General features: G+C 59.7%; 16 protein-coding genes and 1 other RNA gene. 12 read left to right on the forward strand and 5 right to left on the reverse strand.

Going from position 1 to position 26,701, the window contains the following annotated elements; genetic code table 11:
• Nucleotides 1–83 precede the first annotated feature (83 nt).
• Nucleotides 84–1,499 carry an alpha/beta hydrolase-fold protein gene (locus E5K02_RS06570; RefSeq protein ID WP_135393248.1) on the reverse strand — a complete coding sequence of 472 codons (1,416 nt, stop codon included), beginning with the start codon at nucleotides 1,497–1,499 and terminating at the stop codon, nucleotides 84–86.
• Between the two features lie 632 nt (nucleotides 1,500–2,131).
• Here E5K02_RS06570 and E5K02_RS06575 point away from each other — a divergent pair.
• The 4 genes from E5K02_RS06575 to E5K02_RS06590 all read left to right on the forward strand — a co-directional run bounded on the left by E5K02_RS06575 (nucleotide 2,132) and on the right by E5K02_RS06590 (nucleotide 8,949).
• Nucleotides 2,132–5,104 (forward strand): SusC/RagA family TonB-linked outer membrane protein, encoded by a 2,973-nt coding sequence (locus E5K02_RS06575; protein ID WP_135393250.1) that lies wholly within the window; start codon nucleotides 2,132–2,134, stop codon nucleotides 5,102–5,104.
• A gap of 23 nt (nucleotides 5,105–5,127) precedes the next feature.
• The gene (locus E5K02_RS06580; RefSeq protein WP_135393252.1) at nucleotides 5,128–6,741 is read left to right on the forward strand and encodes a RagB/SusD family nutrient uptake outer membrane protein; all 1,614 of its coding nucleotides are present in this window, start codon (nucleotides 5,128–5,130) and stop codon (nucleotides 6,739–6,741) included.
• Between the two features lie 85 nt (nucleotides 6,742–6,826).
• A complete protein-coding gene (locus tag E5K02_RS06585; protein WP_135393254.1) occupies nucleotides 6,827–7,597 on the forward strand; it encodes a SusE domain-containing protein in 771 nt (256 codons plus the stop codon).
• Between the two features lie 500 nt (nucleotides 7,598–8,097).
• A complete protein-coding gene (locus E5K02_RS06590; RefSeq protein ID WP_135393256.1) occupies nucleotides 8,098–8,949 on the forward strand; it encodes an N-acetylglucosamine kinase in 852 nt (283 codons plus the stop codon).
• Nucleotides 8,950–9,096: 147 nt separating this feature from the next.
• Here E5K02_RS06590 and E5K02_RS06595 read toward each other — a convergent pair whose 3' ends face one another.
• Nucleotides 9,097–11,919 carry a DUF4961 domain-containing protein gene (locus tag E5K02_RS06595; protein ID WP_135393258.1) on the reverse strand — a complete coding sequence of 941 codons (2,823 nt, stop codon included), beginning with the start codon at nucleotides 11,917–11,919 and terminating at the stop codon, nucleotides 9,097–9,099.
• Nucleotides 11,920–12,106: 187 nt separating this feature from the next.
• On the opposite strand from E5K02_RS06595, the gene E5K02_RS06600 reads away from it, so the two are divergent.
• From E5K02_RS06600 to E5K02_RS06620, 5 genes are all read left to right on the forward strand, one after another.
• Nucleotides 12,107–13,090, forward strand: a complete 984-nt coding sequence (locus E5K02_RS06600; RefSeq protein WP_135393260.1) for a DUF2279 domain-containing protein — start codon at nucleotides 12,107–12,109, stop codon at nucleotides 13,088–13,090.
• 188 nt (nucleotides 13,091–13,278) lie between these two features.
• Complete coding sequence (locus E5K02_RS06605; RefSeq protein ID WP_135393262.1) at nucleotides 13,279–14,391, forward strand: Smr/MutS family protein; 1,113 nt, start codon at nucleotides 13,279–13,281, stop codon at nucleotides 14,389–14,391.
• 81 nt (nucleotides 14,392–14,472) lie between these two features.
• A complete protein-coding gene (locus E5K02_RS06610; RefSeq protein WP_135393264.1) occupies nucleotides 14,473–15,363 on the forward strand; it encodes an alpha/beta fold hydrolase in 891 nt (296 codons plus the stop codon).
• A 242-nt stretch (nucleotides 15,364–15,605) separates the two neighbouring features.
• Entirely contained in the window at nucleotides 15,606–16,520 is a 915-nt protein-coding gene (locus E5K02_RS06615; RefSeq protein ID WP_135393266.1) for a metallophosphoesterase, read from the forward strand.
• Between the two features lie 198 nt (nucleotides 16,521–16,718).
• Nucleotides 16,719–18,584 (forward strand): M1 family metallopeptidase, encoded by a 1,866-nt coding sequence (locus E5K02_RS06620; protein WP_167856307.1) that lies wholly within the window; start codon nucleotides 16,719–16,721, stop codon nucleotides 18,582–18,584.
• Between the two features lie 79 nt (nucleotides 18,585–18,663).
• Here the strand turns inward: E5K02_RS06620 and E5K02_RS06625 are convergent, their stop codons facing one another.
• The gene (locus E5K02_RS06625) at nucleotides 18,664–19,887 is read right to left on the reverse strand and encodes a S8 family serine peptidase (protein WP_135393268.1); all 1,224 of its coding nucleotides are present in this window, start codon (nucleotides 19,885–19,887) and stop codon (nucleotides 18,664–18,666) included.
• A gap of 519 nt (nucleotides 19,888–20,406) precedes the next feature.
• On the opposite strand from E5K02_RS06625, the gene rnpB reads away from it, so the two are divergent.
• Nucleotides 20,407–20,809, forward strand: an RNA gene (gene rnpB / locus E5K02_RS06630) — RNase P RNA component class A.
• Between the two features lie 273 nt (nucleotides 20,810–21,082).
• Nucleotides 21,083–22,240: a sigma-54-dependent transcriptional regulator gene (locus tag E5K02_RS06635; RefSeq protein WP_135393270.1), complete on the forward strand. Its 1,158-nt coding sequence runs from the start codon at nucleotides 21,083–21,085 to the stop codon at nucleotides 22,238–22,240.
• Nucleotides 22,241–22,476: 236 nt separating this feature from the next.
• Here the strand turns inward: E5K02_RS06635 and E5K02_RS06640 are convergent, their stop codons facing one another.
• Nucleotides 22,477–23,484: a long-chain-fatty-acid--protein ligase gene (locus E5K02_RS06640; RefSeq protein WP_135393272.1), complete on the reverse strand. Its 1,008-nt coding sequence runs from the start codon at nucleotides 23,482–23,484 to the stop codon at nucleotides 22,477–22,479.
• 115 nt (nucleotides 23,485–23,599) lie between these two features.
• On the opposite strand from E5K02_RS06640, the gene E5K02_RS06645 reads away from it, so the two are divergent.
• A complete protein-coding gene (locus E5K02_RS06645; RefSeq protein ID WP_135393274.1) occupies nucleotides 23,600–24,175 on the forward strand; it encodes a hypothetical protein in 576 nt (191 codons plus the stop codon).
• An 80-nt stretch (nucleotides 24,176–24,255) separates the two neighbouring features.
• Here E5K02_RS06645 and E5K02_RS06650 read toward each other — a convergent pair whose 3' ends face one another.
• The gene (locus E5K02_RS06650) at nucleotides 24,256–26,670 is read right to left on the reverse strand and encodes an alpha-ketoacid dehydrogenase subunit alpha/beta (RefSeq protein ID WP_135393276.1); all 2,415 of its coding nucleotides are present in this window, start codon (nucleotides 26,668–26,670) and stop codon (nucleotides 24,256–24,258) included.
• Between the last annotated feature and the right edge of the window lie 31 nt (nucleotides 26,671–26,701).

Genomic DNA, 26,701 nt, shown 5'->3' on the forward strand with positions numbered 1-26,701 from the left:
TTGCTTTTTCTCTTAGAGAATCAGTAATTCTTTTGCTACTCCTACGCCAAATCTGCAGCAAAGCAAGCTAGTTCTTACAATGTTTACTCCTTGATCAGGGCCTGACTGCCAGCTTGCTTGCCCGCCGTCAGCCGCAGGAAATAGGCTCCCTTGCTCAGCTTGCGCACGTCCACGGCCTGCCCGCTGCGGACTTTACTTTTCAGCATGATCCGGCCCGTCGAATCCAGTACTTCCAGCCGGGCTTCCTTTACTGTTTCGGGCAGCTGCACCGTCACGGCATCTCGGGCGGGCACTGGGTACACACTAAACGCCAGGGCCGTTTGGGCTGGGCTAGCTGCGGTTACGGTAGCCGGGGCTGAAAGCCATTGGTAGGCAGCTCCGAACTCCCGCTTCCAGAACCACTCGGCGTGTTGCCCGTCGGGCCGGGCCTGGAAGCTCAGGTTGGCGGCGGGCACTCCCCCACTCTGTAGCGCGTCACGCATCTGCTGCATCAGCGGTACCATCGTTTGGCTTTCCTGGGTGCCGCTCACAAAATAAAACCGGGTGGCCGGGTTGGCCGGGTGTTGCTGCACATACTGAAATAAAGGCTGCTCGGCAAACCAGAAGGCCGGCGAAAACACGCCTACCTTGCTGTACACCTGGGGATATTTCAGGGCAGCATACACCGAAATCAGCCCGCCCATGCTGGAGCCGGCAATACCGGTGTACTCCCGCCCGGTCAGGGTGCGGTAGTTCGAGTCGATGTAGGGCTTCAGGGTCTGAACCAGGAAATCCACGTACTGGTCGCCTTGCCCGCCGCCGTACTGCGGGTTGTTCCAGGGCGAATACTCGTTTAGCCGCTGCTGCCCGTCATTGTCGACGGCAACTACGATGCTGCCCGTAGCGTCGAGGCCCTGCTGCTGGAGCTGGCTCAGGGTTTCATCCACGCCCCACTCCCCCGAAAAGCTGGTGCAGTTGTCGAACACGTTCTGCCCGTCGTGCAGGTAGAGCACGGGGTAGCGCTTGGCGGTATTGGTAGCGTAGTCGTTGGGCAAGTACAGCCACACCCGCCTAGTACGACCCAGCTGCGGAATCTGGAACGCGGTGGCCATTACCCGCACGTTGGGGTTTAGCGCCGACGAAGTGCAGCTGCTCCCCCCGGCCAGGTCTTCCCAGTTCAGCACGGTGTGCGCCACCGTGGCGGGCCCGGCGCCAAAGGTATAACTGCGGTTGGGCACCGAGCCGTTAGCAGCATTGGTTTCAACCGAAGCCCAGGCCCCCCGGGTAAACTTGTACTCGATGGTGCCAGTGCTGTGGGGCAGCGTGATCTGGTAGCTTCCGTCAGCATTTTTGGTAAGCGCGTGCGCCGCACTGCCGGGGTTCCAACTGTTGAAAGAGCCTGCCACGTAGAGAGTCGCCGTAGCCGGGGTGTTAGCGGGTACGCTGGCAAGCTTGAGCGTTACCTGAGCATGGGCCCCCAAAGTTGCCAGCAGCAGAAGGAGGGAAAGCGTATGTTTCATCGTCTAAAAGTATCAGAATTCCTGCCCCAAACCAGTTTTAGGATGTCTCCATGCCCTGCCAGCAGCCAACTAAGCATGCCTTCTTCTTAGTAAATAGAGGGTTACAATAAAAGACGCAGAACTTATGACCACTGAATTGGATTCACCCTTTTCAGGCAAAGAGTGAAAGCCGACTACTCAATAGGTGCTTGCACATCCCAATGAAGGCCAGCAGTTTTTATAACAAATCTAAGACAATTGATTATCTTAAATTGAGCTGTACTCAGGCAGTTGGTGAATACGCACTCACTGAGACTCAGCTTTTTTTCAGGTCCAAGCAAAAAGAATTACCCTGATTCCGCCCAATTGGGGACCTAAAACCTTGTTTAAAGAAGGGTTTTAGGTCTGTGCAAACCTTTGCACTGAAAATAGGGTGAAAACTATTTTTTATGGGAGGTGAGTGTGCCTTGTATTTATAGTTTTCAAAACTTTATCTTGCGTAGTTTATTAACGAGAAGGATGATGTTGTGCAGAGATAAAAGTAGACGAAACCGTGTTGTACAGGCACGAGCTTCTACTCTCCCTTCCTTGCACTGCCTCATCCCGCCGCTGGCTTGCCCAGTTAAAAAATTCCCTCTCCTAACCCATTTTCAATGAAACACACTTACCTAGCGAAACTACTGTTTCTGCTACTGTTCGTTTGTGCTGGATTCACCAGCGCATTCGCCCAAACCGGCGCTGTGAGTGGCCGGGTCCTGGACGAAAAGAGCCAAGGGGTACCAGGTGCTACTGTGCTAATTGAAGGCACGACGCTGGGTAGCTCGACCAATGCCGATGGTACGTATCTGATTCAGAATGTACCGGCCGGTGCGCAAACGCTGGTTACCTCCTTTGTGGGATACAACGCCAAGCGCCAGCCCGTCACGGTAACGGCCGGTCAGACCACCGCGCTGCCCGACATTTCCCTGGCTGAAAATACAACCTTGCTAAGTGAAGCGGTAGTGGTCGGTTACGGCACCCAGCGTCGGCAAGACGTGACGGGCTCCATTGCTACTGTATCGGAAAAGCAGTTTGTGCAGGGGCAGGTAATCAACCCCGAGCAGCTGATTCAGGGCAAGGTAGCCGGGGTGCAAATCACCTCTGGTGGTGGTGCTCCCGGATCTGCCTCCCAGATCCGCATCCGCGGCGGCTCCTCGCTGAACGCCAACAATGACCCGCTGATCGTAATCGACGGCGTACCGGTTGACAACTCCGAGAACAAGGGCGTTTCCAACCCCCTGACGCTGGTGAACCCTAACGACATTGAGACCTTCACCGTCCTGAAGGACGCTTCGGCCACCGCCATCTACGGTTCGCGCGCTTCGAACGGCGTTATTCTCATTACCACCAAAAAGGGACTGTCGGGCGAGAAGCTGCGCGTGACGCTGAACTCCCAGGCGTCGATTTCGGAGAAGACCAAAACCATCAAGGTATTGTCGGCCGATGAGTACCGCAGCGTGGTAAACAGCTACGGCAACGCCTCGCAGAAGGCTCTGCTGGGCACCAGCAACACCAACTGGCAGGAAGAAATCTTCCGCAAAGCCTACACTTTCGACAACAACCTGAGCCTGATTGGCTCGGTGGGCAAGCTGCCGATTCGGGCCTCGGTGGGCAACACGTCCCAGCAAGGTATCCTGCTGACCAACAAGCTGGTTCGTAACACCGGCTCGATCAGCATCAACCCGATGCTGCTTGACAACCACCTGCGCATCGACATTAACGCCAAAGGCAGCTGGGTCGACAACACCTTCGCCGACGCCGGCGCCATCGGCAACGCTGCTCGCTTCGACCCGACCCAGCCCATCTTCACCGGCGACGACGCCCGTTTCGGCGGCTACTACGAGTGGCTGAACGGCGACCGGACCCTGAACGTGAACGGCACCCGCAACCCCCTGGCTCAGCTGAACCAGAAGCGTGACCGCAGCACCGCCAAGCGGGCCATCGGTAACATTCAGTTCGACTACAAATTCCACTTCCTGCCCGAGCTGCGGGCCAACCTGAACCTGGGCTACGACCTGTTGCGCAGCAACGGTACAACGGCCGTTCCGGCCTTTGCCGCCATCGAATTCTCGAACCGGGGCGCCAACAACATCTACTCGCAGAAGAAAGACAACAAGCTGCTGGACTTCTACTTGGAGTACGCCAAGCAGGTGGGCGAGCACCGCTTCACGGTTCTGGGCGGCTACTCCTACCAGGACTTTATCCGCGACCAGCCCCTGGATTCGTACCAGGCTTCGGCAGACGGAACCATTATTAAGGCCGCTTTCCCCTTCAAGACCCAGAACACCCTGGTATCTTTCTTCGGCCGGACGACCTACAACTTCAAGGACCGCTACTCGCTGACGGCTACCCTGCGGAACGATGGTTCGTCGCGCTTCCCGACCGGCAACAAGTTTGGCTTGTTTCCAGCCGTTGGCTTGGCCTGGCGCGTGAAGGAAGAATCCTTCCTGAAGAACACCAACCTGCTTTCCGACCTGAAACTGCGCGTAGGCTACGGTGTTACGGGTCAGCAGGACATTGAAGGGGCCGCTGGCAACTATCCCTTCCTGGCCCGCTACACCTACGGCGAAGCTTCGGCTTCGTACCAGTTCGGTAACGAATACGTGATGACCCTGCGTTCGGAAGGCTACAATACTGGCCTGAAGTGGGAAGAAACCACGACCTACAACGCCGGTCTGGACTACGGCTTCCTTGACGGCCGCATCAGCGGTGCTATCGACGTGTACGTGCGTCGCACCGACGACCTGCTGGCGAAAGTAGCGCCCCAGGCCCTGACGAACCTGACCAACGAGATTATCACCAACATCGGTAGCCTTGAAAACAAGGGGATTGAATTCTCGCTGAACACCAACCCCGTGCGGACCAACGACCTGAACCTGAACCTGAACTTCAACGCCACCTACAACGAAAACAAAATCACCAGCCTGGGTAACACCCTGCCTGACTTCCAGGGCTACGCTGTCGGTGGTATTGGTGGCGGTGTGGGCAGCAACATCCAGGTGAACTCGGTAGGCTACACGGCCAACTCGTTCTACGTGCAGAAGCAGGTATACGACGCCAACGGCCGGCCAATCGAGGGCCTGTACGCTGACCTGAACGGCGACGGCAAGAGCACCATCGACGACCGGTACCGCTACAAGTCGCCCGTTCCGAAGGTGACACTGGGCTTCGGTTCGAATGCTACTTACAAGAAAATTGATCTGGCTTTCACGATGCGTGCCAACCTGGGCAACTACGTGTACAACAACATCAATTCGCAGCAGGCCGCCCTGTCGGGCATCTCGACCAACGGCTTCCTGCAGAACCTGACGCCTGATTTCTATAACACCAATTTCCGCGGCTACCAGCTGTTCTCCGACTACTACGTGGAGAATGCCTCGTTCCTGCGCATGGACAACATTACGGTAGGTTACAACCTGCGCACGTTTGCTGAAAACAAATCGAACATCCGGGTAACGGCCGCGGTTCAGAATGTGTTTACCATCACGAAGTACTCGGGTCTCGACCCAGAGATTTCGAGCGGTATCGACAACAACTTCTACCCCCGTCCGCGCACGTTCACGCTGGGTCTAAATCTAGGTTTCTAAATCGTACGTAGGTACTGCAAAACATGAAAAAGACGTTTGTACGAGGCTTTGCTACCCTGTCGGTGGCCGCCTCTCTACTCACCGCAGCCACCTCCTGCGTAGGAGACCTCGACCGTGAGCCCTTTAATGAAGTAACCTCTGACGTAGTGTACGCCGACCCGGCGAACTACAAGATGGTATTGGCCAAGCTCTACGCCGGCCTGGCCCTGAGCGGGCAGACCGGCCCCTCGGGCAAGCCCGACCTGTCCGGGGTGGATGAAGGCTTTTCGAACTATGTACGGCAGTACTGGTCGATTCAGGAGCTGCCCACCGACGAGGCCGTTATTGCCTGGGGCGACGACGGCCTGCAGGACTACCACCTGATGAACTGGACGTCGAACAACCCCTTCATCCGGGCTATGTACAACCGCATTGCCTACCAGATTTCGGCCTGCAACGAGTTCATCCGGGAATCAACCGACGAGAAGCTCAGCGGCCGTGGCATCACGGGTGTCAATGCCGATAACATCCGGAAATACCGCGCCGAAGCCCGCTTCCTGCGTGCGTTGAGCTACTTCCACTCGATGGACCTGTTTGGCAACCCGCCGTTCGCCACCGAAAATGACCAAGTTGGCTCGTTCCAGCCCCGCCAGATTCCCCGCGCCGAGTTGTTCAGCTATATCGAGTCAGAGCTCAAGGCTATTGAGAATGACCTGGTGGATGCCCGCGCCAACCAGTACGCCCGCGCCGACAAAGCGGCGGCCTGGATGCTGCTCTCCAAGATGTACCTGAACGCCGAAGTGTACACGGGCACGCCCCGCTACACCGACGCAATTACGTACTCCAGCAAGGTTATCAACGCCGGCTATATGCTGCAGAAAACGGCTACGCCCGTTTCGTCAGCTTACGGCCGCAACTTCCTGGCCGATAACAATACTTCTCCCGAGGTTATTTTCCCGGTAGCTTTCGACGGTGAGTTCACCAAAGGCTACGGCGGCACGACCTTCATCATTCACGCCGGTATCGTGGGCTCCATGCCCGCTGCAGCCTTCGGCATGGACGGTGGCTGGGGCGGTACGCGTACCACAAGCGCCTTCTTTAAGCTGTTCCCCGATACGGCAGCTGACCGGCGGGGTCGTTTCTACACCAAGGGCCAGACCCTGGAAATCGACAACCTGACCGAGGCTACCAATGGCCTGGGTGTAGTGAAGTTTAAGAACATCACGTCGACCGGGGCCGCTGGCAAGAACCTGACGTTCCCGGATACTGACTTCCCCATGTTCCGTTTGTCGGATGCCTATCTGACCTACGCGGAAGCAGTGCTGCGCGGTGGCACGGGTGGCAACGCCGGCCAGGCCCTGACTTACGTGAATGAACTCCGGACCCGGGCTTACGGCAATTCCACTGCTGGCAACATCAGCGCCTCGCAGCTGACCCTGGATTTTATCCTGGATGAGCGGGGCCGTGAGCTGCACTGGGAAGGTCACCGCCGTACTGACCTGATCCGCTTCAAGAAGTTTACGACCGCATCGTACCTGTGGCCCTGGAAAGGTGGCGTGAAGGAAGGACGCGCGGTATCGGACAACCTGAATGTATTCCCGATTCCGTCGACGGACCTGGTAGCCAACCCCGGCCTGAAGCAAAATCCTGGTTATTAAATCAAGCTGTCTACGGGCGGAGGGCACGGAAGTCTTTGGTTGCTGTGGCTTCCGCCCCGGACATTCACTCCACAAAAAAATTCCCATGAAAAACTGGCTTACCCGAATCATCGGGATGTGTGCTGCCGTGATGCTCATGACTTCCTGCGAGAAGGATGAGACCAAAATCACGGCCCAGCCCGGCGCGGCTCCTGTGCTGACGGCCTCCGCTACGGCCGTGGATTTGCAGCGTGCAAATGCTGACAAAGAAGGCGTAACCTATACCTGGACGCCGGTTTCGCTGAGCTTCAGCGAATCGGGCTACCCCGTGACGGGCTCCTACACGCTGCAGTTTGCCAAAAAAGGCACCAACTTCGCAGCAATGAAGGAAGTGGACGGCGGTACGACCGGCAAAAAAACTTTCACTGTAGCTGAGGTGAACACCCTGTTTAAAGACTTGGGAATAGCCGTAGGGCAGCCCGGCCAACTGGATGTGCGCCTGAAGTCGTCGTACTCTGCCAACGTAGACCCCTACCTGACGGCCCTGACCTCGCTGAGCGGCACGCCCTACGAGTCGCGTGACTTGCCCGCGTTGGTATGGCGCATCATCGGCCCGGCCGGCAACAGCTGGGACAGCGACCTGGATATGAATTACGACTTCGACAAGAAAGTGTGGACGGTGACGACCAACCTGAAAGCCGACGAGTTTAAGTTCCGGGCCAATAAAGCCTGGACCAACAACCTGGGCGCCGATGGTACGGATGGTTCGCTGAAGCAGGACGGTGCTAACTTGAAAATTGCGGAAGCGGGCAACTACACCGTCACCCTCGATACAAACGCCAGCCCCAAGCCGGTGTACACCCTGAAGAAAAACTAGGGCCTTGCTACCAAGCTCCTCCCCTACCCAAAAGGGCCGCTGAAGTTCAGCGGCCCTTTTACTTTTAGTGGCTTGCCGGCCGGATAGCAAAGCGACTTTAGAAGGCATACCCCCGAGCTGCTGAATCCGACAGCACCGGGCGCAGGTATAGATACTTTGGCAGAAATAAACTACGCAACTTATAAAACCAGCTCTCGGTGAGTTACTACTTACTGTCATGCGCTACAATCAGCCCAAACACCAATAACAACTTAGCTAACAGCCCTTTATTTACTCTACAAGCTACCCTTTAGCTTAATTGAGTCAGTGAAAAGGGCTACAAAGTAGGGTTCCAATGCACTTCGTTTCGGGGAACCTGCTAGCTTCGCAACCAAATAGCTGCGCTTCGGGCGGGCTGTGCGTTGAGAACCGGCCGTATTAGCCCCGGTGCAATCCTTGCGGACGGCATCGGAGCTGGGGCCGGCTTTCGACCTGTCCTTTCACTACTTATACTTCACCGTATGATTCTCATTGCCGACGGCGGCTCAACCAAGAGCAGCTGGTGTCAGCTCGACGAGACTGGCAACCGGGTGTACTTCAACACTGAGGGCTATAACCCTGACTTCATGCAGACGCCGGCCGTAGCCGCTTCGCTCGACAAAAACCTGCCGGAAACCCTGGCGCGGGAAGAAGTTCGGGAAGTATTCTACTACGGCGCGGGCGTGTCGTCCTCGAAGAAAGCCGACGTTATTGCCCAGGCCATGCGGCAGATTTTCCCCAACGCCAACGTCACCGTCGACCACGACCTGCTGGCCTCGGCCCGGGCCCTGCTGGGCCGTAAGCCGGGCTTTGCGGCCATTTTGGGTACTGGTACCAACTCCTGCCTCTACGATGGCGAGAAAATCATCTACAACGTCGATTCCCTGGGCTATTTCCTGGGCGACGAAGGCAGTGGTTCCTTCATCGGCAAGCGCCTGATGCGCGACTACCTACGCGGCCTGCTGCCCGACGGCCTGCAAGACATTTTCCGCGCCGAGTTCAACCTCACCCGCGAAGACATTCTGGACCGGCTCTACAACCAGCCCCTGCCCAACCGGTTTCTGGCCAGCTTCGGCAAGTTTGCCTACGACCACAACAACATCAGCTACTGCCGCGAGATTGTGCTGCAGGGCTTCGAGACGTTCTTCGAGAACATCGTGTTGCACTACCCCAACTACCAGGACTACACCTTCAACTGCGTGGGCTCGGTGGCCTACAACTTCCGCGACGCCTTGACGCAGGTAGCCCGCAAGCACGGTATGGAAGTCGGTAAAATCATCCGCTCCCCTATCGACGACCTGGTAAGCTACCACGAGGAAGCCATGAAAGCTTAGCGCTTAGAGCTTAGAGCTTAGAAGTATGTTGAGCCTTTAGGCTTAGGTTATAAAAAAAGGCCGATTCTGAAGAGAATCGGCCCTTTTTTATTTTACGAACTCAGGCTCAGTTCTGAGCTCTAATTTCTGAGTTCTAAACGCTACTCTCTAGTGCTGTACCACCAGGCGGGTAGTTTGCACCTGTTCGCCGGTGCTCAGGCGCACGAGGTATACTCCGTTGGCCAGATCCTGTACGGGCAGACCGAGCTGGTAGGCCCCGGCGGGCTGCTTCGTACCCGACTTCACGGTGCGCACGGTAGCGCCCAGCAGGTTCTGTACCGTAACAGTTACCGCAGCCGGGGTGGTCAGTTCGTAGCGCAGCTGGGCGCTGCTAGCAGCCGGGTTCGGGGCGGCCGTCAGGCGTAGCGCGTCGGTGGTGCGCAGCTTGTTGCTTAGCACGGTGGCTTTCTTGAGCAGGCGCGAGGTATATACGGCGTACTGGCCGGGCTGCAGCGTGAGGGGCGCCGAGGCGTTGGTCACGGTGATGGAGTCGCCGGTCATATAGTTGTACCACTTGCCGGTTTGCTGGAATTCGGGGTTGATGGGCTGGGCCGTCACGTCGAAGTTGCCGATAACCGTCACTTTCAGGTTGGCATCCGAAAGGTGAATGGACTTGGTAGCGCCGGCCAGCTGCTGGGTGTAGGTCCCGGTTTTGAACACGGGCTGGGTTTTCTTCAGGGCAATCAGCTCCCGGTAGGTGTTGTAGAGCTTGCGGCGGTTCGCGTTCTGGTAGTACTCCCAGCGAATCGGCTTGTTGCCCACGCGGCCGTTTTCATCGATGCTCACGTCGTAGCCTACTTCGCCAAACTGCCAGATCATCTTGGGGCCGGGCACGGTGAAGAAGAAGGCCGCAGCGGCTTCGTTACGGGCCAGGGCCGTGTTCAGGTCGCGCACGTTGTGGGCGGGGTTGGCCTGGTTGCCGTAGGTGAGGTTCTTAAACATGAGGCGCTCCTCGTCGTGGCTTTCCATGTAGGTTACCAGGTTGGGGCTGTTCCAGTTGCGGGCCCCGAAGTAGCCGCCGCTGAAGTTGGAGCTGCTCACGTAGCCCATGGTGGCCTCGTTGTAGGCGTGGTTCAGGTTGCCCCACAGCATCATGCCGTAGTCGGCCAGCACTTTCTCTTCGGAGTTATCAGCGAAGTGCTCCAGGATGCAGTACACATTCGGGTCTACGGTCTTCATGAAGTCGTAGTAGTCTTTCCAGATGTCGATGCGCGACTGGTCGTAGTTGCCCCAGGCGCCCACGTTCGTCGGGTTGTTGCGCTGGGTAAAGCCCTTGGACAAGTCGAAGCGGTAGCCGTCAATCTTGTATTCCTGCAGCCAGAACTCCATTACCCGCTTCGAGAAGTACTTGGTGAAGGGGCTTTCGTGGTTGAAGTCGTAGCCTACGTTGAAGGGGTGGGTAGCGTCGGGGTTAAACCAGGGGCTGTTGGCGGCGGGCTTGTCGCCCTGGAAGTAGAGCTGCACCATCGGCGACTGGCCAAACGAGTGGTTCAGTACCATGTCGATTACGACGGCAATACCGCGGCGGTGGCACTCGTCGATGAGGCGCTTGAGTTCGTCTTTCGTGCCGTAGTACTTGTCGGGCGCGAAGTAAAACGAGGGGTTATAGCCCCAGCTTTCGTTGCCCTCAAACTCGTTGATGGGCATCAGCTCGATGGTATTTACGCCCAGGCGGTTCAGGTAGTTGAGCGTATCGCGCAGGTTTTTGTAGTCGTGGTCGCGCAGGAAGTCGCGCAGGTGCAGCTCGTAAATCACCATGTCGGTGCGGGCCGGCCGGCTGAACGAGGTAGTCTGCCACTGGTAGGCCTGCTGGTTGGTTTGCAGCACCGACACGATGCCCGTGGTCAGGCCCGTGGGGTAGGCTTTCAGGTTGGGGTAGGTAGCGGCCGGAATAAACCGGTCGTTGTTGGGGTCCAGCACCTTTTCCGAGTAGGGGTCGGCCACGCGCAGGTTGCCGTCGACCAGATACTGGTAGGCATATTCCCGGCCGGGGGTCAGGCCGTTGAGCTGAATCCACCAGTCGTTGCCGTCGGGCGTCTTGTTCATGTAGCCCGCGTCGGTGGGCTGGAAGTTGTTGAACTCGCCCAGCACGTAGGCAAACTGCTTGCCCGGGGCCGTCAGCTTCAGAATCACCGAAGTGCCGCCGTTCAGGTAGGTAATCCCGTCTTTGGCACCGGCGGGCAGGGCCGCTACGGTTACCGCGGGCCGAATGACAAACACGATGGAGTCGGATACGGAAGTAGTCCCGCTGGTAGCCGTCAGCTTGATAACGTTGCGGCCGGGCTGGGTGGCCGTTACCGTGCCGCTGAGCGTGGTAGCATTGGCTTGCTGGGTCACCAGGTTTTTGTTCAGATACAGAGCCAGCGTAGCCGCCGACGACGCCGTGCCGCTCACGCTGATCTGGGTGTTGGCGTTGACGAAGAGCGGGTTGTTGCCGCCGGGAGCCACCGGAGCCGTGATGCGGACCGATAAGGCCCCCTGGGCCACGTCCACGAAAATGTCGCTGCCACCCGCGCCCCGGCCTACCACCGAGCCGTCGCCGCTTTTGAAAATCATGGCCAGCTTCAGAATCTTGTCGGCCGCGGGCACATTGTAGAACGTGCGGGGCGTGAAGCTGATAGTGTACAGGTTGGGGTTGGTGGTGCTGCGCGTCATCAGAGCGGCCGGGTCGGGCTGGCTGAACGAGGAGCTCTTCACGTACTTCCAGTCGGAGTTGCTGGTGCTCTTATCGGTAATCACGCCGGTCCAGATGTACACCGGGCCGGTGAAGCCCGCCAGGGCGGCATTGCCCTGGGTGGCATCGAAGGTGAGCGTAACCGGGTCGGTGTCGCGGAAGAAGGTAGGCTGGGTGGTCACGACCTGGGCTTGAGCCGTCGAAACGACGCCAGCCAGCAGCAACAGAAGCCCCAACAACAGTCGAAGTTTTCTCATTGAAAATGTGGGAATTGGTGAAAGATGGAGAGTCGGGCAAACATGAAAATATTACGCAAGTTAAACAGGATAATGATGCGGGCAAAGCGGGTAAAAATTATACCCTGACGTCCAGGGCCAACCATCCGGCCGCCGCATTTATCCGTAGCTTTGACGCCTTGCTTTTCGCGCCGCCCTCCCCTTCCGAATGACGTTTTTGCTTTGCTCGCGTGCTGGTCTTGTTCGCTCTGCCCTGCTGGCGGGCAGCTTGCTCCTGGGCGGACTGGCTGCCCGTGCCCAGCCCGCCAGCCGGCCCGATACCATTGCCCGTCCGGCCCGGCCTCGGCCCACTTCCCTGCCGCTGGCGGCCCCGCCCGATTCTACTCGCCCGGGGCGCCGGCTGCCTATTCTGGCCGGGGGCTTGGTCGTGAGCTATACCGGGGCCCTGTATCTGCTGAGCCAGGGCTGGTACACGGGGCAGCGCAGCGCCTTTCACTGGTTTGATGATGCATCGGAGTGGCGGCAGATGGACAAAGCCGGGCATTTCTGGGGCGCGTTTCACGAAAGCCGGGGCGCGGTGGACATGCTACGCTGGGCGGGCCTGCCCGACCGCACGGCCACCTGGTACGGGGGCTTCGTGGGGTTTCTGCTGCAAAGCCCCATTGAGCTGCTCGACGGGCGCGACCCGGCCTACGGGGCTTCGGCCACCGACTTGGCGGCCAACTTTCTGGGCTCGGCTGCCCTCATGGGGCAGCAGCTGGCCTGGAACGAAGTGCGCCTCATGCCCAAGTACTCGTTTCACACCACCCGCTATGCCCCGCTGCGGCCCAACGTGCTGGGCAAGTCCTTGGCCGAGCAGCATTTGAAGGACTACAACGGCCAGACCTACTGGCTTTGCGCCGATGTGGCCGCCTGGCTGAAACCCGAAAGCAAGTGGCCCAAGTGGCTGCAGCCGGCCGTGGGCTACGGGGCCCAGGAAATGGTCTTCAACGACCCCGATGCCAACGCCGCCCTGGGCCTGCGCTCCTACCGCCAGTACTACCTGAGCCTGGATGTGAACCTGCGCCGCATCCCGACCCGCAGCAAGCTGCTGAAGAAAGTATTCTACGTGGCCAGTATTTTCCATTTGCCGGCCCCGGCCCTGGAATACAACTCCCGCCGCGGCCTGGTGATGCACGGGCTCTACTATTAGGAACTGCTAGCTGGCTGGTGTTTGTTGCTCTGGTTTGCCTGCCCGGCCCTTACCGCCGTACAAGGCTGCGGGGCAATTCTGCGTACCTTGCGCCCCTGCTCCGGCAGAATACCCCGGCTGTAGCGGCTACTACTAGCTCAACACCGGCCTGATTCTGCCCTCAACACCTAGCACTCAACCTTTCCGATATGAACGTAGGAGACCGGGTCCGTTTACTTACCGGCCGCGAAGAAGGCATCATCACCCGCTTGCTCGACAACGAGCTGGTAGAAGTAGCCATCGACAATGACTTTACCATTCCGGTGCTACGCCGCGAAGTAGTGGTCGTAGCCGCCGAAGAAACCAAAGCCTTCGGGCAAAGTGCCAGCGCCGTAGCCGCTGAAAAGAAGGCGGCCTCCAGCGGCGCCTCCCGGGCCGCCAAGGCCGCGGGCGTATCTGCCCCAGCCGTACCAACCGCCGGCAAGTCGGAAGGACCGGCGGGGCCGCCGGCCGCCAAAGCTGCTCCGGTGCAGAAAGGCCTGTACCTGGCCCTGGTGCACCAGTCGCCGGAGCTGCTGGCCCTGCACATCATCAACCACACCGACCGCGACGTGCTCTTCACCTACGGCGAGGAGCTGCAGGGCCAGTACCGGGCCCTGGCCGCCGACAAGCTCAAGGCCAAGTCGGTGAGCCAGGCCCTGGGCCACTGGCACCTGAGGGACTTCGACAAGTGGCCCGCCCCGGTGATTCAGCTGCTGCCCCACCTGCTGAACGACGCCACGGCCTACGAGCTGCTCACCAAGCGGGTGCAGTTCAAAGCCAACAGCTTCTACACCAGCCGGCAGGCCAACGTGCCGGTGCTGCAGCGCGAGGCCTATTTGTTCCAGCTCGACGAGAAGCCCGCCGCTCCCGTGGCCGTAGCCCCCGAGAAGCTGGCCGAAACCCTGCAGCAGCAGCTCAGCGGCAATGCCCCGGCCAAACCGGCCGCCGTAGCCCCGGCCCCCGAGCCGGCCAAGGCCCTGGTAGCCCCGCCCCACGAGGTAGACCTGCACCTGGAAGCCCTGGACCCCGAAGCTGCCAAAGCCGAGCCCCCGCTCAGCAACACGGCCATTCTCAAGCTGCAGCTCGAAGCCTTCGAGGATACGCTGAGCCGGGCTCTGGCTACCAACATGCACGAAATCATCTACATCCACGGCTCGGGCAACGGCACCCTGCGCAAGGAGCTGCACAAGCTGCTGAGCCGCAACAAGGACATCAAGTTCTTCGAAGACTCTCAGAAGGAGAAGTTCGGCTACGGCGCCACGCTGGTTCGGCTGAAGTAGTTTTCACCCTGTAGTTTTCACTATCCGGCCGTCATTCTGCGCCTTCGCACGGAATGACGGCCAGTTCTTTCCCGCTTTCCAATGCCCAGCGTTTTTGCCCAATCCACGCTCGTCACGTTGCCCGACCAGCGCCGCTTGGAAATAATCCGCTACGGTAACCCGACGCACCGGCCGGTGGTGTTTCACCACGGCTACGCTTCTTCGGGCCTGAGCATACCGCCCCACGCCGAGCTGCTGGAACAGCTCCAGCTCCAGATTCTGGCGCCCAACCGGCCCGGTGTCGGCCTCTCCGATGTGCACACGGCCCTGACGCTGGAGTCGTTTGCGGACGATGTTCTGTTTGGCCTGGAGGCGCTGCTGATTGCGGGGCCGGTGGGTTTGCTGGGCTGGTCGGCGGGTGGACTGTATGCCCAGGCCCAGGCGGCTTTGTATTCGGCCCAAACAACTACCCTGCACCTGCTCAGCACCTGCCTGCCGCTGGGGGAGCCCGCCACCTACCGCCACCTGCCGCCCCGCTGGAAAACCATCAAGTTTCTCAACGACTACACCGCCCCGCTGGCCCGCCCGCTGTTCCTGCGCCTCAGCCGGCAGTGGACCCGGGAACCGGACCGCATGATCGACCGGTTTATGAACCTGCTGGGCCCGGCCGAACAGGAAGAAGCGGGCAACCCCGTGTCGCGCATTGTGCTGCGCGACGCGGCCCAGCACGGCTTCAGCCACCGCGGCCAGGGCGTGTATGACGACGGCCGGGCCCTGTGCCGGCCGCCCCGGTTTCACCTGTCGGCCATTCAGGCCCCGACCACCATTTGGCACGGCACCGACGACTTTATCTGGCATCCGGCGCCCATTTACTACCTGGGCTCCCGTCTGCCCCACGCCACGCTGCGCATGCTGCCCGGCGAAGGCCATATGCTGTTTCTGAAGTACTGGCGGCAGATTCTGGAACAGGTGAGCCAGGAAATGGGTGATTGAAAAGCGGCACAGCAGAACCTCGTGCCGAGCCTGCCACGGAATCACGCGTGCTGACTCGGTTGGCAAAAGAACCTCCTGCTGAGCGGGTCGAATTGGCTCTACGGCAATGGTACTCCTATGCCAGAGCACGCAGCAATGCCATTGGCTGCGCGGCCGTCAGATTACGCGGGAGCCTTACTATTGCACGCGAACTGCCTCGCGGTGCTCGACCTGACGTTTATTTAGCCCCATTACCCTTGCCCATGTACGACCTTATCGGCGACATTCACGGCCATGCCGACGAGCTGCGCCAGCTGCTTTTCAAGCTAGACTATACCGAGCAACACGGCGTGTACCGCCACCCGACCCGCCAGGTTATTTTCCTGGGCGACTTTGTGGACCGCGGCCCCAAAATCCGGGAAACCCTGCACATCGTGCGGGCTATGGTGGACGGGGGCGCGGCCCGGGCCGTGATGGGCAACCACGAGTATAACGCCGTTGCGTTTCATGAAAAGCACCCCCGCGGCGGCCACCTGCGGCCCCACATGCCGCGCAACATTCTGCAGCACCTGCGCACCATCGAGGAGTTCAACAGCCGCGAATTATTCGAGGAGTGGCAGGGCTACATTCAGTGGTTCAAAACCCTGCCCCTGTTCCTGGATCTGGGCCAGCTGCGCGTCGTGCACGCCTGCTGGGACCCACGCCACATTGAGTTCCTCCGCTCGGTGCTGACCAATGACTGCCTGACGGACGCGGTGCTGCTGCGCGCCACCGACCGCAGCACCCCCGAGTACCACGCCATTGAAGAAACCCTGAAAGGCAAGGAAATTACCCTGCCCCCGGGGCTGAGCTTCTACGACAAGGACCGGAATGAGCGCACCAAAATGCGCATCCGCTGGTGGTGCAACCCCCAAAGCTGTACCTACGCCGACTACTACCTGGAAAGCATTCCGGACCTCGACCCGCTGCCCGTCGACCACGCCAGCCTGCCTGACGCCTACCACTACGCCGAGGAAACGCCCGTTTTCTTTGGGCACTACTGGCTGCGCGGCACCCCCCAGATTCTGCGCCCCCACGCCGTCTGCCTCGACTACAGCGTGGCCCGCGGCGGGGAGCTGGTGGCTTACCGCTGGAGCGGCGAACAGGAGTTGCGGGCCGAAAATCTGGTAACGACCTGAGAGCTTGCTTGTCAGTGTCAGCCAGCAGTAACCCCATTACCCTTACCTTCTCTCCACTGCTTTGTTACCAGGTCCGCGGCTTCTGGCCGACGCGCCCCCTTTACTGACTGGAATAGGGCCGGAAAGCACGGCCTTTCTTGGGGCCGTACGCAGCCCCGGCCCGAACCTCGTTACTTTGCAGTAACCTATTGCTTGTATATGCCCCCCACCTTTCCCCGCTTCCTGGCTACGGCCTGCTTGTTTTTAGTCTACACCTTCGCCGCGGCCCAAACCACCTTGCCCGTTCCGCTGAGTCTGCAAAAGACCTACGCCCAGGGTACCCGCGCCCAGAACGGGCAGCCCGGCCCCAAGTACTGGCAGAATACGGCCGACTACGACCTCAAGGTCAGCTTCGACCCCAAAACCCGCCTCGTGGCCGGCACCGTCAGCATCAGCTACCTCAACAACAGCCCCGACTCGCTGCGGCAGCTCTGGTTTAAGCTCTACCCCAACCTCTACCAGAAGGGTGCCCCCCGCTCCTCCACCTTCTCGCCCGAAGACATTCACGACGGAGTCAAGATTTCGGCCATGAGCATCAACGGGCAGGTGCTGGACGTGAAGAAGCTCCGCATCGATGCCACCAATATGCCGGTGCCCGTGAAGGCCATTGGGCCCAAGCAGACGGCCAAAGTCGTTGTTACCTACGCCTACACCCTGAACAAAGGCTCCCACATGCGCACCGGCGAAATTGAGCCCGGCGCCGATTTTGTGGCCTACTTTTTCCCCCGCATTGCCGTCTACGACGACATCGACGGCTGGAACCGCTTTGTCTACAACGGCTCGCAGGAGTTCTACAACGACTTCTGCAACTTCAAGGCGGCCATCACCGTGCCCCGCAACTTTGTGGTGTGGGCCACCGGCGACTTGAAGAATGCCGACCAAGTACTCACGAAAAAGTACGCCAAGCGCCTGGCCGACGCCGAAAAGAACGATGCTGTGGTGCACATCATCGACGAAAGTGACCTGAAGCGCCAGGATATTACCGCCGCCAACGCCCAGAATACCTGGCGCTTCGAGGCCCAGAACGTGACGGACTTCGTCTTCGCCACCGCCGACCACTACGTGTGGGAATCCACCAGCCTGGTCGTCGACCCCGCCACCAAGCGCCGCACCCGCGTGGATGCCGTCTACAATACCAAGCACGCCGATTACAAGGAGGTGGTGCACTTTGCCCGCCGTACGGTGGAGGCCATGAGCTACACTTTCCCCAAGTGGCCCTTCCCCTACGCCCACGAAACCATCTTCGACGGCCTCGACCAGATGGAATACCCGATGATGGTGAACGACAACCCCGTGGCCACCCGCGAGGACGCCATTACGCTCACCGACCACGAGATTTTCCACACCATGTTCCCGTTCTACATGGGCGTGAACGAAACCAAGTACGCCTGGATGGATGAGGGCTGGGCCACCATCGGCGAGTGGATCATCAGCAACATCATCGACCCCAAGCTCCAGGACGACTACGGCGTGGAGCCCTACGCCCGCGCCGCCGACTCGGAAAACGACCTGCCCATCATTACCCTCACCACCCAGCAGAACGGCACGCCTTTCTTCCTGAACTCCTACCCCAAGCCCGCTATGGGCTACTACTACGTGCGCGACCTGCTCGGTGACGAGCTGTTCACCAAGGCCCTGCACACCTACATCCGCAACTGGAACGGCAAGCACCCCATGCCCTACGACTTCTTCAACTCGATGAACGAGGGCGCCGGCCAAAACCTGAACTGGTTCTGGCAGCGCTGGTTTATCGACGGCGGCTACCCCGACCAGGCCCTGCAAAGCGTAACCCAGCAAAGCATCATCGTGGAGTCGAAGGGAACCAAGCCCATGCCCGTAGACCTGACCGTGACCTACGCCGACAACTCGACCCAGAAGCTGCACCGCACCATTGCCGTGTGGCAGGACGGCAGCAAAACCGTCACGGTGCCGCTCGATGGTAAAAAAGCCGTGAAGAAAGTGGTGCTGGGTCATCTTTACACGCCCGATAACAGCAAGGGAAATAATGTATGGGAGGCCAAGTAAGCCTTGCTGGGCAATAAATCCAGACCCAAAAAGGCCCGCCGGATATCCGGCGGGCCTTTTCTGTTGAGTCACTTACCGCTTACAGATGAGCAATGAGGTCGGCTTTGCCATCCGGGTCGTTTTTCACGGTGCCGCTCGTGGTAAAGGCTTTGCCTTTGAGCAGCAGGACACCGGCCATGTGGGGCGTGGCCATGGAGGTGCCGCTAATGGTGTTGTAGCCCCCGCTCAGCCAAGTCGACTGAATGCTGACGCCGGGCATGCAGTAATCTACCGGAGTACCGAAGTTGGAGAAGGATGCCCAGCTGTCGGTGTTGTTCATGGCCGAAATGGTATAGATGTTGGCACCATTCACCCGGGCCGGCGAGTGGTTGTTGGCATCGTCGGTTTCGTTGCCGGCAGCCAGGGCGAAAAGTACGCCCCCGGCCGAAGCCCGCAGCACGGCATCATCCAGGGCCTGCGACACGCCGCCGCCCAGGCTCATATTAGCCACGTCGCCGGCCTTGCCATTGGCGCCTACGTAGTCTACCCCGGCAATAACGCCCGAGTTGGAGCCACTGCCCCGGGAGTCCAGTACGCGCACCGCTACTACCGTAGCATTGGCGGCTACGCCTACAACTCCAATGGTGTTGTTTTTGGCGGCAATGGTGCCCGCTACGTGGGTGCCGTGCCCATTGCCGTCGTTGGGTGAAGCGTAGTTGGCGCCGCTCGTCAGGAACGACTTGCTACGGCCCGCGTCCACGTTCAGGTCGGGGTGGGTCAAGTCGATGCCGGTATCAATAACCCAGGCCGTGCGGCCGGTACCGTCGGCCGAGCCTACGCGGGTAATGCCGTAGGGAGTCACCTGGGCGGGCTGCGCCGTGCCGCTACCGCCGCCGGGCTTGCCCAGTGAAATAATCCGGTCCTGCTCCACGTACGCTACCCGGGCATCGGTCCGCAGGTCGTTGGCTTCGGCCGCCGTTAGGGCCGCCGAGAAGCCTTTCAGCGCGTGGCCGTAGGCATGACCCAGGGCTTCGGCACGGGCGCCCCGCGACTTCAGAATGCCCTGGCCTACTTCTTTTACCTTCTTTACTTTTTCCGAGTAGGCTTCACCGGCGCTCAGTTCCACGGCGCCATCCTTGAGCACGACAATGTACTGCCCGGGAATTGTGCCTTCTTCCGACTTAGCGTCGCTGCTACTCTGGGTTACCCCCGGCTCGGCTGGCTGCACATTCTCTTGTGAGCAAGCGGTGAACAGGGTGCTGGCCGCAATTGCCGAAGCACTCAATAACCAAGCAAACCGGGCATTGTGTTGTTTCTTCTGCATTCTACTGGGGGTAATGGTGAAAAAGAAAGAAGGTGAAGCTGTTACAGTCAAGCTGTGCAGCTGGCAGGCACAACTCCGGGAAGTTCAATTCCCTCTTCGCGCCGACTGCTTGTGCTGTGTACGGAGCCAACTTGTTTTCGTCACAAAGAATTCCTTCTGTTATTGAAATAACTTCAATGAATAACCACATAAGTAGGTACACATATCAATAAAAACACTGATAACCTGGTATAAAGGCAGCGCAAGGGTTATTTGTATAGAATTATGCTAATAGGTTTAATTATATATTATAATACAATATACTCCTTGAACATGTCACATAACACCACGGCTTAGTCCTACTGCTTATCAGCTCGTGTCCAGCACTTGGGAGTCAATTCAAGAGGCCACGCATTTATGCGCCATGCCGTAGTACCCTACACTCCCAACGCTCCCCAGCACTTGCCGGTCGCTGCTCTACGCAACCGAGTCGGCGCCGGAGTTAGGCTACCAGCCCGAGAAGCCCTACCTTTGCCCGCAGTGATGGGTCGCCCCACCGCGGCAAGGGAGGCAACTCCGGCGACGAGGAAAGTCCGGGCAACGCAGAGCACCCTGCTTCCTAACGGGAAGGACTGGCAAGCGTAAAGTGAACCAGGACAGCCAGTGCCACAGAAAATTACCGCCTACGTCGCCTTTGGGCGGCCGGTAAGGGTGAAAAGGTGCGGTAAGAGCGCACCAGCGGCTGGGCAACCACGCCGGCTGGGTAAACCTCAGGGGTTGAAAGACCAAATAAGCTGGTAGGCAAGGCCGCAAGGCCCTGCACCGGGCGGCTCGTCCGGCGCCAGCGGGTAGGTTGATGGAGCCTTTCCGCGAGGACTGGCCTAGATAAATGGTGGGGCCGTGGCAACACGGACAAAACCCGGCTTACAGACTCATCACCGGCACGCAAAACGGCCGCCGCAGCTTCGGGTGCGGCGGCCGTTTTAGCCTGAGGCTACTGCCGGTAGCCCTGCTGCTGAATCCCTGCTTGGAGACAAGATGTATCGAAAGGCTTGGTCGTGTCGTTGAGCCGTAGCGTACTGGCGAGCATTGCGCCCGACGCGGATACAGCTCTCAACGGCAGGCAGCTACGGCGCCCCGCGCGTTTTTCGCGGGGACCTGCACTGCGCGGCTCACTCTTTTCGTTACATTCGCTGCCCACACCCCTTTCAACCGTATGCCCAGAATTCTGATAATTGACGACGAGAAAGCCATCCGGAACACCCTGAAGGAGATTCTGGAGTACGAGAGCTACACCGTCGACCAGGCCGAGGATGGCCCCACCGGCCTCGACATGCTCATCAAGAACAAGTACGACGTGGTGCTTTGCGACATCAAGATGCCCAAGATGGATGGCATTGAGGTGCTGGAGCGCGCCCAGATTGCGGCCCCCGACGCGGCCTTCATCATGGTGTCGGCCCACGGCAACATCGATACGGCCGTGGATGCCACCAAGAAAGGCGCGTTCGACTTCATCCAGAAGCCGCCAGACCTAAACCGCTTGCTCGTAACGGTGCGCAACGCCCTGGACCGCACCAAGCTGGTAACCGAGACTAAGACGCTCAAGAAGAAGATTGCCAAGAGCTCGGAAATGATTGGCTCTTCGCCTGAGCTCGAAGCCGTGCGCAAGCAGATTGCCAAAGTAGCGCCTACCGATGCCCGCGTGCTGATTACGGGCCCTAACGGGGCCGGTAAGGAAATGGTAGCCCGCAACCTGCATGAGCTTAGCAACCGCGCCAACGGGCCCATGGTGGAAGTAAACTGCGCCGCTATTCCCTCCGAGCTGATTGAATCCGAGTTGTTTGGGCACGAGAAGGGCTCGTTTACTTCGGCCGTGAAGCAGCGCATCGGCAAGTTTGAGCAGGCCGATGGCGGCACCCTGTTTCTGGACGAAATCGGCGATATGAGCCTCTCGGCCCAGGCCAAGGTGCTGCGGGCCCTGCAGGAAAACAAGATTACCCGCGTGGGCGGCGAAAAGGAGATTTCCGTGAACGTGCGCGTTATTGCGGCCACCAACAAGGACCTGCAGCAGGAAATTGCCGACCGCAACTTCCGCGAAGACCTCTACCACCGCCTCTCGGTTATCCTGATCAAAGTGCCGGCCCTGAACGACCGCCGCGACGATATCGCCGACCTCGTGCAGCGCTTCCTGCAGGATATTGCCCGCGACTACGGCGACAAGCCCAAGAAAATCGACCAGGCCGCCCTCGACTACCTGCGCAGTCTGGACTGGCGTGGCAACATCCGGGAGCTGCGCAACGTGGTGGAGCGCCTCATCATCATGAGCGACGACACGATTACCGAAGCCGACGCCCGGGCCTTTGCCGGCAAGTAAGCCATTGTTCTAGCCAAGAGTCCTCGCAATACCCCTGTCCTTGCCAGGACGCCGGACGACGCAACCCGTCCGCTGAAATAGGCCGAGCCCTCTAAAATGAAAAGCCCTTTCTCGTTGCGTACGGGAAAGGGCTTTGTGGTAAAAGGTCGTGACTACCTACGCAGAGGACGGATGGCTTTGTCGTGCCTCCTGGCAAGGACACGGGATTTGGAACGCTTGCCTTTAACAGAAAGCCCCTACCCCGCCATCTGATTACAGCCGCGCACATCCGAATTATCCATTCTTCCCAGCACTTCGAAAGAGCCGTCGGGATGCATACGGGCCAGGTCCTTGGTTTCGATGAAGGCACAGGAGTCGATGTTGGCCAGGTCGATGATGTTGATAGCGCCGTCGGGGCGCGAAGTTGATACCGAGAACGGGTCGGCGGGGTCGCGCAGCAGCACCCGTAGCGGGGCGGGGCAGTGAAAACGGCCGTCGCCGAGGCTATAGGCCTGGGACAGCAGCTCGGTCATGCCGTATTCGGAGTGAATGCCGGCCGGCCCGAAGGCCTGTTGCAATTCGGCGTGCAGCTCTTCGCGAATCATTTCGCGCCGCCGCCCTTTCATGCCCCCGGTTTCGAGCACCGTCAGGTTCTGCAGCTCCGGGGCCGGGCCGTACTCAGCCACCACATCCAGCAGGGCATACGACACCCCAATGAGCATGACGCGCCGCGCCGGGTCCTGCTTGGCTTGGCGTAGGGCCTGCAACAGCGCGGCGTGGTCGTGCAGGAAAAAAGCCGACTGCTCCTGCCCCGATTCCCGGACGAAATAATCGACCATAGCAACCAACGACGACTGGCCCTGCTCCAGGTAAGAAGGCAACAAGGCCAGGAAGGTCCACTCGCGGAGTGAGCTGCCGTAGACCTGCTCGAAGATGCGGGCGGCATTCTGGCGGTAGAGCTGCGGGTCCCGGATCAGGTGGCGGCTGCGCTGCTGCTGGGTGGTCCCGCTGCTCAAAAACACCTCCTGGGGCTGCCAGGCTTCGGGGTCGGTGCGCACCTCGTGGGTTTTGAAGAACTCGATGGGCAGAAAGGGAATGTCCGTTAGGCGGGTAACTGATTCGGGCGGGCAGCCCAGTAGCTGCAGCCACTGCCGGTAGGGCGGGCAATGCCGGGCCTGGTGGCGAAACAGGCGCAAGGCCAGGGGCTCGAAGGTGGCGGCGGAAACGCTGAAAAGCTCGGACAGAAACTCGGCGCGGAAACTCATTGGCAAGCGGCGTGGTTAGCGAATTAGTATAACAATTGCGGCGGCACTTCGTTGAGAAGTTGTACCTTCCGACTCTGGGTGCAGCCCTTTCTTACGACCTCTATTGCTGCTTTCTATGACCATGTTTCGTACGCTGAAAATCGGAATTACTACTGCCTTGGCGGCTACCGCCGGGCTGCTGACTTCCTGCCTGCAGGCCCCGGACTATCCTACAGCGCCCCAGATTAATTTTAAGGAACTGAAGGTAGACCGTTACAACTTCGGCATTGGCTACACCCCGGTTGATTCGGTGCGGTTGACCATCGACTTTACCGACGGCGACGGTGACCTGGGCCTCTCCATTACCGGCGACCAGGAAGCACCCTACAACCCCACCAAGCCGGACGGAACCTACAACCGCACCACGCACAACTATTTTATAACTCCCTATAAGCGTACCAACCCCAACTCGCCGTTTGAAGCCGTGGCCACCAGCAGCACCGGGGAATACAACAGCCGCTTTCCCCCCCTGTTCAGTGCCGATGCCAAGCCGGGCCCGCTGAAAGGCACCCTGACGCTGACTACACCCTTCTTTCTGGGTACGCCCTTCCGCCCCGGCGACGAGGTGCGGTTTGAAGTCACCATCATGGACCGGGCCCTGAACGAGAGCAACAAAATCACCACATCCAGCTACATCGTAGAGAAACCGTAGCAGCCGGCTTTCCAGACAGACCTTCACGAAAAAGCCGGCCGGATGCCCTGACATCCGGCCGGCTTTTGCCTTTCTGCCGCCTAGTAGATGGCCGGGAAACGCTTGGGGTCAGCCTCGTGCATGAGTTCGTACACGGCGTCGAACACATCTTCGGCGTTGGGCTTGGAGAAATAGTCGCCGTCGGAGCCGTAGGGCGGGCGGTGGGCCTGGGCCGAGAGGCAGCGGGGCTGGGAGTCGAGGAAGCGGTAGCCCTGCTGCTCGTCGAGCACGTGCTGCATCATGTAGGCCGTGGCGCCGCCGGGTACGTCCTCGTCGGCAAACAGCACCCGGTTGGTTTTCTGCAGGCTGTCGACAATGACGTGGTCGATATCGAAGGGCAGCAGCGACTGAACGTCGATGATTTCCACCGAAATACCAACTTCGGCCAGCTGCCGGGCGGCGTCCTGCACAATGCGGCACATCGAGCCGTAGGTCACGACGGTGACGTCGGAGCCTTGCTGCAGAATTTCGGGCACGCCCAGGGGCACGGTGAATTCGCCCACGTTCCGGGGAATCCGCTCCTTGAGACGGTAGCCGTTCAGGCACTCAATGACCAGGGCTGGCTCGTCGGAGCGCAGCAAGGTGTTATAGAAGCCGGCGGCCTGGGTCATGTCGCGGGGCACGAGCACGTGCATGCCCCGGATGCTGCTCAGAATCATGCCGATGGGGGAACCCGAGTGCCAGATGCCTTCCAGGCGGTGGCCGCGGGTGCGCACAATCAGGGGAGCTTTCTGCCCACCCTTGGTCCGGTACTGTAAGCAGGCCACATCATCACTCAGGATCTGGATGGCGTAGAGCAGGTAATCCAGGTACTGAATTTCGGTAATGGGCCGCAGACCGCGCAAAGCCGCCCCGATGCCCTGCCCCACGATGGTGCACTCCCGAATTCCGGTGTCGGTCACGCGCAACTCGCCGAATTTATCCTGCAGGCCGGCAAAGGCCTGGTTTACATCCCCGATTTTACCCACGTCCTCGCCGATGGCAAAGATGGTCGGGTCGCGGCGGAAGTTGGCCTCAAAGCAAGCCTGCAATACCTCCCGGGCATCAACCTGGGGAGTATTGGGCGCAAACTCGGCGGGCACCACCTCAATATTGAGGGCGGCTTGCTCGCTCTGGCTGTAGAGGTAGGAGTTGTAGCGGTCGGCGTTTTCGGCCAGGGCCTGCTCCAGGTAGTTCTGCAGGTTGCGGCGGGCACCACTGCGCGTCTCGCGTACCAGACGCAGGGCCCGCTTCACGGTGCGCACGATGTCGGCCCGGATGGGCGTCGGGTTATGGCGCAACAGCTCCACCATGTCGTGCAGGCTGTTTTCCTTACCGGTTTCGGCTACCAGCTTTTCGAGCAGGGCCACAGCTTCGTCGCGCTCCTGCTTGATGGGGTTAAAGAAAGCGTCCCAGGCCGCCACGCGGGCTTTTTTCACCACGTCTTTGGCTTCGTTCTCGATCCGGTCGAGTTCCTCGGCGGTGGCGTGGCCTTCGCTGAGCATCCACTCGCGCATTTTGCGCAGGCAGTCGTGCTCTTCTTCCCAGCTCAGGCGGTCCTTGCTCTTATACCGCTCGTGGGAGCCGGAAGTAGAGTGCCCCTGGGGCTGGGTTACTTCCGTGACGTGAATCAGCACGGGCACATGCTCGCGGCGGCACACCTCGGCGGCCCGGAGGTAAGTATCGACCAGGGCCGGGTAATCCCAGCCCTTTACCACGAAAATCTCGAAGCCCTGCTCGCCCGGCGCATTGCGCTGGAAGCCGGCCAGAATCTCGCTGATGCTTTGCTTGGTGGTCTGGTATTCGGCGGGCACCGAGATGCCGTAGTGGTCGTCCCAGACCGAAATCAGCATCGGAATCTGCAGGACGCCGGCGGCATTGATGGCCTCGAAGAACATGCCTTCCGAGGTACTGGCGTTGCCGATGGTGCCGAAGGCTACTTCGTTGCCGTTCACCGAAAACTGCGTCAGCTCGCGCAGCTCGGGGTTTTGGCGGTAGAGCTTGGAGGCGTAGGCCAGGCCCACGAGGCGGGGCATCTGACCGGCCGTGGGCGAAATATCGGCCGAGGAGTTTTTGCGCTCCGCCAGGTTTTTGAAGTTGCCGTCTTCGTCGAGCAGGCGGGTGGCGAAGTGGCCGTTCATGGCGCGGCCGGCGGTGGCGGGCTCGGCTTCGGCGTCGGGGGTGGCGTAGAGCTGGGCAAAATACTGCTGCAGGGTCAGCTCGCCGGCGGCCAGCATGAAGGTCTGGTCGCGGTAGTAGCCGGAGCGGAAGTCGCCGGGCTGGAAGGCGCGGGCCATGGCCAGCTGGGGCAGCTCTTTGCCGTCGCCGAAGATGCCGAACTTGGCTTTGCCCATGAATACTTCCTTGCGGCCGGCCAGCGAGGCCTGGCGACTTTCCCAGGCCAGCCGGTAGTCGCGGAGCAATTCTTCTTTGCTTAGGGCGGCAGCGGCCGCTACGAGGGGTTCAGCAGTGGGCATATCAACAGGAAGTGGCGGGAATGGAGGGCAA

It is taken from the genome of Hymenobacter metallicola, from assembly GCF_004745645.1.
GTDB lineage: Bacteria > Bacteroidota > Bacteroidia > Cytophagales > Hymenobacteraceae > Hymenobacter > Hymenobacter metallicola.

Bases quoted from the DNA above. Each gene is read 5' to 3' on its own strand.
- E5K02_RS06620 (WP_167856307.1), top strand. From the start codon at position 16,719: ATGCCCCCCACCTTTCCCCGCTTCCTGGCTACGGCCTGCTTGTTTTTA.
- E5K02_RS06580 (WP_135393252.1), top strand. From the start codon at position 5,128: ATGAAAAAGACGTTTGTACGAGGCTTTGCTACCCTGTCGGTGGCCGCC.
- E5K02_RS06585 (WP_135393254.1), top strand. From the start codon at position 6,827: ATGAAAAACTGGCTTACCCGAATCATCGGGATGTGTGCTGCCGTGATG.
- E5K02_RS06615 (WP_135393266.1), top strand. From the start codon at position 15,606: ATGTACGACCTTATCGGCGACATTCACGGCCATGCCGACGAGCTGCGC.
- E5K02_RS06570 (WP_135393248.1), bottom strand. From the start codon at position 1,499: ATGAAACATACGCTTTCCCTCCTTCTGCTGCTGGCAACTTTGGGGGCC.
- E5K02_RS06640 (WP_135393272.1), bottom strand. From the start codon at position 23,484: ATGAGTTTCCGCGCCGAGTTTCTGTCCGAGCTTTTCAGCGTTTCCGCC.
- E5K02_RS06610 (WP_135393264.1), top strand. From the start codon at position 14,473: ATGCCCAGCGTTTTTGCCCAATCCACGCTCGTCACGTTGCCCGACCAG.
- E5K02_RS06650 (WP_135393276.1), bottom strand. From the start codon at position 26,670: ATGCCCACTGCTGAACCCCTCGTAGCGGCCGCTGCCGCCCTAAGCAAA.
- E5K02_RS06605 (WP_135393262.1), top strand. From the start codon at position 13,279: ATGAACGTAGGAGACCGGGTCCGTTTACTTACCGGCCGCGAAGAAGGC.
- E5K02_RS06635 (WP_135393270.1), top strand. From the start codon at position 21,083: ATGCCCAGAATTCTGATAATTGACGACGAGAAAGCCATCCGGAACACC.
- E5K02_RS06590 (WP_135393256.1), top strand. From the start codon at position 8,098: ATGATTCTCATTGCCGACGGCGGCTCAACCAAGAGCAGCTGGTGTCAG.
- E5K02_RS06600 (WP_135393260.1), top strand. From the start codon at position 12,107: ATGACGTTTTTGCTTTGCTCGCGTGCTGGTCTTGTTCGCTCTGCCCTG.
- E5K02_RS06595 (WP_135393258.1), bottom strand. From the start codon at position 11,919: ATGAGAAAACTTCGACTGTTGTTGGGGCTTCTGTTGCTGCTGGCTGGC.
- E5K02_RS06645 (WP_135393274.1), top strand. From the start codon at position 23,600: ATGACCATGTTTCGTACGCTGAAAATCGGAATTACTACTGCCTTGGCG.
- E5K02_RS06575 (WP_135393250.1), top strand. From the start codon at position 2,132: ATGAAACACACTTACCTAGCGAAACTACTGTTTCTGCTACTGTTCGTT.
- E5K02_RS06625 (WP_135393268.1), bottom strand. From the start codon at position 19,887: ATGCAGAAGAAACAACACAATGCCCGGTTTGCTTGGTTATTGAGTGCT.